Below are 12,505 nucleotides of genomic sequence, written 5' to 3' on the forward strand. Positions count from 1 at the left end.
ATCCCCAAATTTTCTGCTCTAACTTCAAATAAATAAGCCAATATATCCTCTAGAGACTATGCGCTAGTTCGTGGATTGACGAACTAAGAATTGTTAAGATAATTCTTGTAACTAAAATCAATAGCATGCTTATTGATCTCGCACTGAACCTGAGGGGGGGTTCACTGTCTGACTGATTCAAGCCGCAAATAGTGTCTCTGGAGACCTGGCGTTATATGGACAGAGTTAAATCTTTATCACAGCAAAGCATTTCTTTGTTGTTGGCTGTTTATATTGGTATTTTCCTGAATATATCTGTCTTTTATCGTCGTTTTGACTCCTTTAGCCAAGGTATCCAAGGCATAAAAGTCGTGTCTGCTATCATCGAAGTGATGGCCATTATTCTGTTTACCTTTTTTGTTATGAGGGTGATCTCCCTCGGTGGCCGGTGGTTTTATCGTGTTATTGCCACCCTGCTGGTCCTAATTTCTGTCGCTGCCAGCTATTACATGACTTTTTTCAATGTTGTCATTGGCTACGGCATCGTTATTTCGGTGCTGACCACCGATACAGATTTATCGAAAGAAGTCATCGGGTTACATTTTGTCATTTGGATGGTATTGGTCAGCACACTACCGTTACTACTTATCTGGAAAAACACTCTGCGGCTAACCCTGCTTGAGCAATTTTTGACACCAGGGCAGCGTATTAAGCCTATTTTGTTGATGGCGGTTGCTGTGGCGCTGGTTTGGTTGCCGTTACGCTATCTGGATAATGTACAAGATGCTAATGAGCAACTGAAAACGGTGGATTTGCCGAGTTATGGCGGTGTGGTTGCTCACTCATATTTACCCTCTAACTGGTTGGCTGCATTGGGTTTATATGCTTATACCCAATATAACGAGCGTTATGATGCGGTAACATTGTATAACCCGACCGAACACCATACTTATATCGCGCCTGCCGGTATTGATGACACCTATGTTGTGTTTATCATTGGCGAAACAACGCGTTGGGATCATATGGGGTTGTTGGGATACCCACGTGATACCACTCCTCGCCTGAGTAAAGAGAAGAATTTAGTCGCTTTCCGTGGCGCATCTTGTGATACCTCAACCAAACTTTCACTGCGCTGCATGTTTGTGCGCGAAGGCGGCACTGAGAATAATCCACAGCGCACATTGAAAGAGCAAAATGTGTTTACGGTGATGAAATCATTGGGTTTTACCTCTGAACTGTTTGCCATGCAGAGCGAAATTTGGTTCTACAACAATGCGAATACTGATAATTACTCGTTCCGTGAATTGATTGCTTCAGAGAAGCGCAACGATGATAAGCCGGTAGATGACATGCTGCTGGTTGATGAATTGAAGGAGTCTCTGGGACGTTATCCTGTAGGCAAGCATTTGGTGGTATTGCATACCAAAGGCTCACATTACCTCTATTCCCAACGCTATCCCCGCAGTTATGCCCGCTATCAGCCTGAATGTATGGGGGTCGATGATTTTTGCAGTAAGCAGCAATTGGTGAACGCTTTTGATAACAGTGTGCTGTATACCGATTCGTTTATCGCAAATGTGATTGACCAAATGCGGGATAAAAAAGCATTAGTGTTTTATGCATCGGATCATGGTGAGTCTATTGACGAGAACTCCCACTTCCATGGAACACCACGTGAAATGGCGCCCCCGGAGCAATTCCGTGTGCCATTGATGGTTTGGGCCTCGGACAAATTCCTGGCGCAACCGGATCATCTCGCGGCTTTTGAGCAACTACAGGCTGAGCAGCGGGTGGGTAAGACCCATCGTCAGGTTGAATTGTTTGATTCTATTTTGGGTTGTTTAGGTTATACCTCGCCAGATGGCGGCATTAATGCCCAGAATAACTGGTGCCAGGCACCGGGGCGGCCCGCAAAATAAACATTTAGCACAAGTATAATCCGATACGGAATGATTTTTGATTCCAATCCCATTGTCACTTTTAGGTTACGGTATACTCCAGTTCCAATCCCTACTGGCTGGAGTCTTCCATGACTTACCGTGTTGCCTTTATTGATGATCATGACATTGTGCGCTCAGGTTTTGCCCAGCTACTTTCTCTGGAAGACGATATTCAAGTGGTGGGGGAGTTTAGTTCAGCAAAACAGGCACGCCTCGGATTACCTAGCCTACAGGCGAATATCTGTATTTGTGATATCTCGATGCCTGATGAGAGTGGTTTAGATTTACTGAAAGACTTCCCTTCAGGGATGGGGGTCATTATGCTCTCGATGCACGACAGCCCGGCGCTAGTGGAAATGGCGTTGGAGCGTGGTGCGCGGGGGTTCCTATCCAAGCGTTGTAAGCCAGAAGATCTGGTTTCCGCTGTCCGTACCGTTGGCAGTGGCGGCGTCTATCTGATGCCTGAAATCGCCCAACAATTGACTCGTATTGCTGTTGACCCCTTAACCCGACGTGAGCGGGAAGTTGCCTTGTTATTAGCGCAAGGAATGGAAGTGCGCGAGATAGCCGAGTCACTTGGCCTGTCACCGAAAACCGTGCATGTTCATCGCGCTAACTTATTTTCCAAGCTCGGTGTCAGTAATAACGTTGAGTTAGCTAAGCAGGTATTGAATCTATGATGCAGCGTTTTATTATGCTGCTGGCATTGTTATTTATTTATATCACTGCAGCTTTCTGTTTATGGTCCGTTGGCACTCAATTAGTTGATCGGCCGTTACAGGCACTACTGCTGTTCCCGTTTGGCCTGCGGATGGGCATTTTATTGCAAAGCCCACGTCAATATTGGCCGGGCATTCTGTTGGGTGATGCACTGCTATGGTGGCTGCTGACCGATCAGTTTGGCTATCCTTATAGCTTGCTGTGGGCTGCGATTCCCTTACTGCTGGCGACCACGTTATTGGCGGTTATCGCTTCTCCTTGGCTGTTGCGCAATCAGAGCAGCGGCAGTGAATGGAAGTGGCCCTTGATGCAAGGTGTGGTGATTTTTGGTGCTGCATTGATACAAGCATTAGGATGGCAAATTAACAGTGGTCAGGGTGCGATGGCGCTGTTATTGGGGTTGGTGGGTGGATTTACCATCGCGCCGATTTGTCTGTTGTTGTGGCACTATCTGGCGCGTCAAATCTGGGCTCCGCTGGAGCCGGGGCTGATTCATAAACCCATTAATCTACGTTTGCGCCATATCCTGTGGTATCTGCTGCTATTCGCCTTGAGCATATGGCTACAACATCATGTCACCGAGTCAGATTTGTATTTGTTTGCACCGTTCTGTTTGGCAATCCCGATTGTATTTATGTCTTATCGCTATGGTTGGCAAGGGGCGGTGGTGGCCACATTGCTCAATGGCATGGTGTTATTGATCAATACCCCCGCAGAATTAGATTCACACCGTGATTTGTTGTTGTCGTTATTGGCGCAGAGTTTGACCGGCTTATTATTAGGTGCGGGGATCCAGCGTCAGCGCGAGTTAAATTACCAATTACAGCTACGGCTGAATGAAAATCGTGAGTTGGCTAAAGCATTGGTGGTGGCCGAAGAACATGCCCGGCGTGATGTTGCACGTGAACTGCATGATGAGGTTGGGCAGACAGTGACGGTTATCCGAACCCAAGCCAGTATTATCAAACGGTTAACTACCCAACCACAGGTATTGGCCAGTGCCGAAATGGTCGAGACGCTGGCGTTGCGGGTTTACGATGGTGTCCATGATGTTTTGGCGAAACTGTGGCCTGCGGCATTGAATAATCTGCCCTTATCGGCGGCTATTGCTGCACTAATCCGTGAACTTATTCCGCAGGATCAATCAGTGACCGGTGTGCTTAACTGGCAACTCAGTGACGCTGATATAGATGAAACACTGAAAATCACCCTATACCGTATCTGTCAGGAGGGAGTAACCAATGCCTATCGCCATGGTGCTGCCAGCCGGATTGAAATTAATGCACAACAGAATGATAAACAGATAACACTGACGATTCGCGACAATGGAAAAGGTGTTGATTTGGCGACATTAACCCCAGGTTATGGGCTAAGAGGTATGCAATCACGGGTGAGTGCTTTAGGGGGGGATTTTACGCTGAGTGTCGATAACGGCACCTGTTTAAATGTGATCTTGCCCACAGTTTCTCTGCCAGCTAATGAAAACTAAGAAATATTCTCGGTTTTTGCAGGGTTTTTTCTCATTGGTTTTGTACGCACGAGGAACATGATGACTCTACTTGAAAAAATTTCTGAGGTTCACATGTGGTCTTTCCTCAAAAGCCGCGATAACGTGCCGCCCGTCACGGATCAAGCGCAAATTGATTCGTCTTATAAATATTGGCGTATTCAACTAATGTGGACGATGTATATCGGCTACGCTGCGTTCTATTTCACCCGTAAAAGCTTTAACTTCATCATGCCTGCAATGCTGAGTGATTTAGGGCTGACCATGTCTGATGTCGGGATTTTAGGCACACTCTTTTATATCACTTATGGTTGCTCTAAATTTATCTCCGGCATGATAAGTGACCGCTCAAATCCGCGCTACTTTATGGGCATTGGGTTGGTTATGACCGGGGTTATCAATATCCTGTTCGGCATGAGCTCGTCACTGCTTGTGTTTGGTTCTTTGTGGATCCTTAATGCCTTCTTCCAAGGTTGGGGTTGGCCGCCTTGTTCCAAAATCCTGACCAGTTGGTATTCGCGCTCAGAACGCGGGGGTTGGTGGGCGATGTGGAATACTTCGCATAACTTTGGTGGTGCACTGATTCCCTTGTTGGTCGGCTTTATTTCTCTGCACTTTAGCTGGCGTTACGGCATGATTATCCCTGGTATTATCGGTGTGGTGATCGGTTTACTGATGTGTTGGCGCTTGCGTGATAAGCCGAGCACGATGGGGTTGCCGAGTGTGGGTAAGTGGCGCAATGATGCGATGGAATTGGTCCAGGAATCTGAAGGCCAGGGGCTATCAAATAAAGAGATTGTGAAGCGCTATGTATTAACCAACAAATATATCTGGTTGCTGGCGGTATCTTACGTGCTGGTTTATATCGTTCGTACTGCTATCAATGACTGGGGTAACCTTTATTTGACACAAGAGAAAGGTTATTCATTGATGACGGCCAACTCGGCGATTTCACTGTTCGAGGTGGGGGGTTTTATTGGCTCGTTGGTGGCAGGTTGGGGTTCTGATAAGTGGTTCCGTGGCAACCGTGGGCCAATGAACTTGATATTTGCTATTGGAATTTTCCTCTCGGTGGCGTCGTTGTGGATTATGCCGGGTGTCAGTTACATCTTGCAGGCGAGTTGCTTCTTTGCTATTGGCTTCTTCATTTTTGGCCCGCAGATGTTAATTGGTATGGCTGCCGCTGAATGCTCACATAAGGATGCTGCGGGAGCTGCTACCGGTTTTGTTGGGTTGTTTGCCTACTTGGGTGCGGCCTTATCTGGCTACCCCATTGCCCGCGTGATGGAGGTTTGGCACTGGAATGGTTTCTTTGTGGTTATTTCCATTGCGGCCTGTTTATCTGCATTCTTCTTGCTGCCATTCCTACGGGCGCAATCGCCAGAATTAAAGCAAGCGGAAGCCTGATTTACGTGCAAATGCGTCAGTTTTAGCCGTTGGTGATGTTTTTAACAACAGTCACTCAGCGTTTGTTAAAAAGTGATTGACGGCCAAAAATCGTAGCAGTAAGATGCGCCCCGATTCGGCGAGTAGCGCAGCTTGGTAGCGCAACTGGTTTGGGACCAGTGGGTCGGAGGTTCGAATCCTCTCTCGCCGACCAAATTTAAGAACCCTGACTTTTAAGTCAGGGTTTTTTTTGTGTTTTTTCTGCCAAATTTGCCTATCCATCCCGCTATTTCCTTAATCTAAATCGCCCCCACTGACATGATTTGGTCACCGATAATATCTGTTGCGCAGTCATGCACTCATAAGGGGCACCATTAGGGTGCACTTTCGTATGAAGCCTTGCTATCTCTTGGACGGTGAGGGGGGTGGCAAGCTGACTTTGCTTTTTTAACGGCACGCAAGATGTGTGAAATTCTGGCTGGATGTGACAACGATCACGTCACTTATCGGCTGTCACGACAGCATTTCCTCCTGTTTTCTGTCGAGATTACAAAAAAATCCGACCAGATATGCATCATTTAGCAACAAAGTTTTTTCGTTTGTCACTGGATGTTGCGACTGCTTTATTCTAATTAGCCAGTCAATATCGCTGGCATATTACCGCTAGCATAATTTTTCATGCTAATAATGTTAACGAGAAGTTTTTTTTATGTTTGCATGCTGTTTCTCATTGTCTTGATAAAACCTTTCAGACCGTATTGACGTTGCCACCAACTGTTGCCAAATTGGTACCCTCAGGGGGAGTCATAGAGAGCAGTTTGGGTGATTCAATGCATTCAAAATTGCTGTCGTGATAGCTTTTATCCGACATCTCAATCCCGCATCCCTGCGGCTAATGAGCCAAAACGGTACAGTCCACGGACGAAAAAATTATAGGGTCTGGCCGTACACACAACACACATCACCATAATGGAGCACAAGCGATGACGATTTCCTTGGGAAAAACAGGGATACTGAAATTCGGTATTGGGCTGATTGCACTGACCGTGGCGGCCAGTGTACAAGCAAAAACATTAGTCTATTGTTCTGAAGGTTCACCTGAGGGTTTCAACCCGCAGCTCTTTACCTCTGGCACAACGTATGACGCCAGCTCGGTACCCATCTACAACCGTCTGGTTGAATTCAAACTCGGTACTACCGAAATTGAACCTGGTCTGGCTGAAAAGTGGGAAGTTAGCCCAGATGGCAAAAGCTATACCTTCCATCTGCGTAAAGGCGTGAAGTGGCAAGATAATAAAGACTTCAAACCGACCCGTGATCTCAATGCTGACGATGTGATCTACTCCTTCATGCGTCAGAAAGATGACAAACATCCGTACCATAAAGTGTCTGGCGGCAGCTATGAATACTTCCAGGGCATGGGTATGGGTGATTTGATCACCAATGTGGTTAAAGTTGACGACAACACCGTGCGTTTTGAATTGGCGCGTCCTGAGTCGCCATTCCTTGCCGATCTGGCGATGGACTTTGCCTCTATCCTGTCTGCTGAATATGCCGACAAGATGCTGAAAGCAGGCACCCCGGAAAAAGTCGATTTGAACCCAATCGGTACCGGCCCATTCCAGTTGCAACAATACCAAAAAGACTCCCGTATCCTGTACAAAGCCTTTGAGGGTTTCTGGGGTACTAAGCCGAAAATTGATCGTTTGGTGTTCTCTATTACACCAGATGCGTCAGTCCGTTACGCTAAATTGCAGAAAAATGAATGTCAGGTTATGCCATACCCTAACCCGGCTGACATTGCTCGCATGAAAGAAGACAAAACCATCAACCTGATGGAGCAACCTGGCTTGAACGTCGGTTACCTCTCCTTCAACGTTGAGAAAAAACCATTGGATAACGTGAAGGTTCGTCAGGCGTTGACCATGGCTGTTAACAAAGAAGCGATTATTGATGCGGTTTATCAGGGTGCTGGTCAAGCAGCCAAGAACCTGATCCCACCGACTATGTGGGGCTACAACGATGACGTGAAAGATTACGCTTACGATCCGGCTAAAGCGAAAGAGCTGTTGAAAGAAGCGGGCCTACCAGATGGATTCGCTATCGATCTGTGGGCAATGCCAGTTCAGCGTCCGTACAACCCGAATGCTCGTCGTATGGCTGAAATGATCCAGTCTGATTGGGCGAAAATTGGTGTGAAAGCCAAGATAGTGACTTACGAGTGGGGCGAATACCTCAAGCGTGCTAAAGACGGCGAGCATGAAACGGTGATGATGGGCTGGACTGGGGACAATGGGGACCCAGACAACTTCTTCGCCACCCTGTTTAGCTGTGATGCGGCCAAGCAAGGTTCCAACTACTCCAAATGGTGTTATAAGCCGTTTGAAGACGTGATTCAGCCTGCTCGTGCTGAGTCTGATCATGACAAACGTGTCGCACTTTACAAACAAGCTCAGGTTGTTATGCATGATCAAGCTCCGGCGCTGATTGTTGCTCACTCAACTGTGTATGAGCCAGTGCGTAAAGAAGTGAAGGGTTATGTTGTAGATCCGTTGGGTAAACACCATTTCGAGAACGTGTCCCTGGATTAATTTTAACCGCGCATAAGGCCGGTGAGTATGTGTAAAAGCATGTTCGCCGGTTTCTTATTGATACCCAAAATAATTCGAATTGCAGGAAGGCGGCAAGCGAATGAGTCCCGATGAGCTTACTGAAGTAAGTGATTCGGGTGATTGAGTGTAGCCAACGCACATGCAGTTTGAAGTATGAAGGGTATAGGTTAAAACAGATACAGATGTGAGCCATATAACCTCTCCCAATAAGTGTCATTGTCGCAGAAATTTTGAGCATGGACAGCGCGCAAGCACTGGAGCGGACACCATGACCTTGTAAATCATGGCTACGTGACGGTGGTGAGCACTGCCCTAGGTCAAAATGGCAAGTAAAATAGCTTATTAGGAAGGTTTTAATAAGCTGGGTTGCCCACGAGCAGCCCGGCATTCTACACAGAGAGTTCGGGATATGTTGCAGTTCATACTCCGACGTTTGGGGTTAGTTATCCCAACGTTTATCGGCATTACTTTGCTGACCTTTGCTTTTGTCCATATGATCCCGGGTGACCCGGTGACCATCATGGCTGGGGAACGCGGCATCTCCACCGAGCGTCATGCTCAAATCATGGCGGAAATGGGGCTAGACAAGCCTCTCTATCAACAATACTTCCATTATGTGAATGGCGTATTACATGGCGACCTCGGCATCTCGCTGAAAAGCCGTATTGCTGTCTGGGAAGAGTTCGTCCCACGCTTTAAAGCGACACTGGAACTGGGGATCTGCGCGATGCTGTTTGCTATCGCGGTGGGTATTCCGGTGGGGGTGTTGGCGGCAGTTAAACGCGGTTCAATATTCGATCACACCGCTGTTGGGATCTCCCTTACCGGCTATTCGATGCCTATCTTCTGGTGGGGCATCATGCTGATTATGTTGGTCTCGGTCCAATGGAACCTGACTCCGGTTTCCGGGCGCGTCAGTGATACGGTGTTCCTTGATGACAGCCTGCCTTTGACTGGTTTTATGCTGATTGACACCTTTGTTTGGGGTGAGCCGGGTGATTTCAAAGACGCGGTGATGCATATGATTTTGCCTGCCATCGTTTTAGGGACTATCCCTCTTGCCGTCATCGTGCGTATGACGCGCTCCTCGATGCTGGAAGTCTTGGGTGAAGATTATATCCGTACTGCGCGGGCGAAAGGCCTGAGCCGGATGCGGGTGATTGTGGTCCATGCACTGCGTAATGCTTTGCTGCCGGTGGTTACCGTGATTGGTTTGCAGGTTGGTACCATGCTGGCAGGCGCTATCCTGACGGAAACCATCTTCTCCTGGCCGGGGTTAGGGCGCTGGCTGATGGATGCTTTGCAACGCCGTGATTACCCAGTGGTTCAGGGTGGTGTGTTGCTGGTCGCAATCATGATTATTTTAGTTAACTTGCTGGTAGATGTGCTCTATGGCGTAGTTAACCCGCGTATTCGTCACAAGAAATAAGGGGCGCAGAATGTCTCAACTTACTGAGTCTACAGTAAAAAGTGCGCCGAAGCCGATGACTCCATTGCAGGAGTTTTGGCACTATTTCAAGCGCAATAAAGGGGCTGTTATCGGCCTGTTCTACATTATTATTATGCTATTGATTGCTGCCGGTGCTACCTGGCTTGCCCCGCACGGGCCGGCAGAGCAATTTCGTGATGCGTTACTGAAACCGCCGGTCTGGGAAGAGGGCGGCAGTTGGAAATTCCTGCTGGGTACCGATGATGTGGGCCGTGATGTCTTATCTCGCCTGATGTACGGTGCTCGCCTCTCGCTGCTGGTGGGTTGTCTGGTGGTGGTGCTATCACTGGTGATGGGCGTGATTTTCGGTTTATTGGCCGGTTATTTTGGCGGTATCGTTGATGCCATCATCATGCGTGTTGTCGATATCATGCTGGCACTGCCAAGCCTGTTGCTGGCATTAGTGCTGGTGGCGGTATTTGGCCCCTCCATCGTTAACGCCTCGCTCGCATTGACCTTTGTTGCCTTGCCGCATTATGTCCGTTTAACCCGTGCCGCGGTGCTGGTTGAGGTTAACCGCGACTACGTAACGGCCTCAAGAGTGGCTGGGGCGGGTGCGATGCGCCAGATGTTTATCAATATCCTGCCCAACTGCCTTGCGCCGTTAATCGTGCAGGCTTCTCTCGGCTTCTCTAACGCCATTCTGGATATGGCGGCTCTCGGCTTTCTCGGCATGGGTGCGCAACCGCCAACACCGGAATGGGGCACCATGCTCTCTGACGTGTTGCAGTTCGCCCAAAGCGCCTGGTGGGTCGTGACCTTCCCCGGTGTGGCGATCCTGCTGACGGTTCTGGCGTTTAACCTGATGGGGGACGGCCTGCGTGATGCTCTCGACCCCAAACTCAAGCAGTAACAGAGGTAGAGAGAGATGGCACTTTTAAATGTAGATAAATTATCGGTGCACTTCGGTGACGAAGGTGCGCCGTTCAAGGCCGTAGACCGTATTAGCTACAGCATTGAGCAAGGGCAGGTGGTAGGGATTGTGGGTGAATCCGGTTCCGGTAAGTCGGTCAGTTCACTGGCGATTATGGGACTGATTGATTACCCCGGCAAAGTGATGGCTGACAAGTTGGAGTTTAATGGCCGTGACCTGACCAAGATTTCCGAGAAAGAGCGACGTCAGTTAGTGGGTTCGGAAGTGGCCATGATCTTCCAGGACCCGATGACCAGTTTGAACCCGTGCTATACCGTCGGTTTTCAGATTATGGAAGCGCTGAAGGTGCATCAGGGCGGCAACCGTAAAACCCGCCGTCAGCGGGCGGTGGATTTGCTGACGCTGGTGGGCATTCCTGATCCCGCGTCACGTCTGGATGTGTATCCGCATCAGCTTTCCGGCGGGATGAGCCAGCGCGTGATGATTGCGATGGCGATTGCTTGTCGGCCGAAATTGTTGATTGCTGATGAGCCAACGACTGCGCTGGACGTGACCATTCAGGCCCAGATTATTGAATTGCTGCTGGAGTTACAGCAGCGTGAAAATATGGCGCTGCTGTTGATAACCCATGATCTGGCACTGGTGGCTGAGGCGGCTCATCATATTATTGTGATGTATGCCGGTCAGGTAGTGGAAACCGGTAAAGCCTCGGAAATCTTCCGCGCGCCACGGCACCCGTACACTCAGGCATTGTTACGAGCCTTACCGGAGTTTGCTCAGGATAAAGCGCGTCTGGCGTCGTTACCGGGTGTGGTACCGGGTAAATATGACCGTCCTGACGGGTGCTTATTGAACCCACGTTGCCCGTATGCCAATGATCGTTGCCGCCGTGAAGAGCCAGAACTGCTGGGGCCAGCGGGGCGTCAGGTTAAATGTCATACACCGCTCGATGATGCGGGGAGGCCGACCTTATGAGCCAACCAACTGATATGAAAAAAGAATCACAGGTATCCAAGCCGCTATTACAGGCTATCGACCTGAAAAAATACTATCCGGTCAAAAAAGGGTTCTTTGCACCAGAGCGTCTGGTTAAAGCACTGGATGGGGTTTCTTTCACCTTGGAGCGCGGTAAAACATTGGCCGTGGTTGGCGAGTCCGGTTGTGGTAAATCCACACTGGGCCGCTTGCTGACCATGATAGAGATCCCAACTGGCGGTGAGCTTTACTACCAGGGTCAGGATTTGCTTAAGCCGGATGAAAGTGCGGAAAAACTACGGCGTCAGAAGATTCAAATTGTGTTCCAGAACCCTTATGGCTCGCTGAACCCACGTAAGAAAGTGGGGCAGATTCTGGAAGAGCCACTGCAAATCAATACTAATCTCAACAGCAAAGAGCGGCGTGAGAAAACATTGGCAATGATGGCAAAGGTCGGCCTAAAAACCGAGCATTATGACCGTTATCCCCATATGTTTTCCGGCGGTCAGCGCCAGCGTATCGCCATTGCTCGTGGGCTGATGTTGAATCCCGATGTGGTGATTGCCGATGAGCCGGTTTCTGCACTGGATGTTTCGGTGCGGGCTCAGGTATTGAACCTGATGATGGATTTGCAGCAGGAACTGGGTCTGTCGTATGTCTTTATTTCCCATGATTTATCAGTGGTTGAGCACATTGCTGATGAAGTGATGGTGATGTATCTGGGGCGCTGTGTTGAGAAAGGCAGTAAAGAAGCCATTTTTAATAACCCACGCCACCCTTATACACAGGCATTGCTCTCTGCTACCCCTCGGCTGAACCCTGATATGCGCCGTGAGCGAATTAAATTGACGGGTGAGCTACCTAGCCCCATGAGCCCGCCACCGGGGTGCGCATTTAATGCCCGTTGTCGTCGGGCGTTTGGGACTTGCACCCAACTACAGCCGCAACTGAAGCAATATGGTGATCAAATGGTCGCCTGCTTTGCGGTTGATCAGGATGAAGCAGAAAAAGCCAGCTAACACG

9 protein-coding genes and 1 tRNA gene are annotated in these 12,505 nt (G+C 48.9%); all 10 read left to right on the forward strand.

Going from position 1 to position 12,505, the window contains the following annotated elements; translation table 11 throughout:
- Window positions 1-215: 215 nt before the first annotated feature.
- The 10 genes from eptB to dppF all read left to right on the forward strand — a co-directional run bounded on the left by eptB (window position 216) and on the right by dppF (window position 12,501).
- Complete coding sequence (gene eptB / locus Q2T72_RS00425; protein WP_372568456.1) at window positions 216-1,898, forward strand: kdo(2)-lipid A phosphoethanolamine 7''-transferase; 1,683 nt, start codon at window positions 216-218, stop codon at window positions 1,896-1,898.
- A 110-nt stretch (window positions 1,899-2,008) separates the two neighbouring features.
- Complete coding sequence (gene uhpA, locus Q2T72_RS00430; RefSeq protein WP_372568457.1) at window positions 2,009-2,599, forward strand: transcriptional regulator UhpA; 591 nt, start codon at window positions 2,009-2,011, stop codon at window positions 2,597-2,599.
- Entirely contained in the window at window positions 2,596-4,128 is a 1,533-nt protein-coding gene (gene uhpB, locus Q2T72_RS00435) for a signal transduction histidine-protein kinase/phosphatase UhpB (RefSeq protein WP_372568458.1), read from the forward strand. The genes uhpA and uhpB overlap by 4 nt, the downstream gene beginning before the upstream one ends.
- 93 nt (window positions 4,129-4,221) lie before the next feature.
- On the forward strand, window positions 4,222-5,553 hold the full coding sequence (locus Q2T72_RS00440) for an MFS transporter (RefSeq protein ID WP_083163967.1): 1,332 nt from the start codon (window positions 4,222-4,224) through the stop codon (window positions 5,551-5,553).
- A 116-nt stretch (window positions 5,554-5,669) separates the two neighbouring features.
- Window positions 5,670-5,746 (forward strand) — tRNA-Pro (locus Q2T72_RS00445).
- 769 nt (window positions 5,747-6,515) lie between these two features.
- On the forward strand, window positions 6,516-8,123 hold the full coding sequence (dppA, locus tag Q2T72_RS00450) for a dipeptide ABC transporter periplasmic-binding protein DppA (protein ID WP_083161401.1): 1,608 nt from the start codon (window positions 6,516-6,518) through the stop codon (window positions 8,121-8,123).
- A 430-nt stretch (window positions 8,124-8,553) separates the two neighbouring features.
- Window positions 8,554-9,573, forward strand: a complete 1,020-nt coding sequence (gene dppB / locus Q2T72_RS00455) for a dipeptide ABC transporter permease DppB (protein ID WP_005174906.1) — start codon at window positions 8,554-8,556, stop codon at window positions 9,571-9,573.
- Window positions 9,574-9,583: 10 nt separating this feature from the next.
- Window positions 9,584-10,486: a dipeptide ABC transporter permease DppC gene (dppC, locus tag Q2T72_RS00460; RefSeq protein ID WP_083161399.1), complete on the forward strand. Its 903-nt coding sequence runs from the start codon at window positions 9,584-9,586 to the stop codon at window positions 10,484-10,486.
- 15 nt (window positions 10,487-10,501) lie between these two features.
- On the forward strand, window positions 10,502-11,482 hold the full coding sequence (gene dppD / locus Q2T72_RS00465) for a dipeptide ABC transporter ATP-binding protein (protein ID WP_083161397.1): 981 nt from the start codon (window positions 10,502-10,504) through the stop codon (window positions 11,480-11,482).
- A gap of 14 nt (window positions 11,483-11,496) precedes the next feature.
- The gene (gene dppF, locus Q2T72_RS00470) at window positions 11,497-12,501 is read left to right on the forward strand and encodes a dipeptide ABC transporter ATP-binding subunit DppF (RefSeq protein WP_083163965.1); all 1,005 of its coding nucleotides are present in this window, start codon (window positions 11,497-11,499) and stop codon (window positions 12,499-12,501) included.
- Window positions 12,502-12,505 lie beyond the last annotated feature (4 nt).

The sequence above is a fragment of the Yersinia sp. 2466 StPb PI genome (assembly GCF_041538325.1).
Lineage (GTDB): Bacteria > Pseudomonadota > Gammaproteobacteria > Enterobacterales > Enterobacteriaceae > Yersinia > Yersinia enterocolitica_E.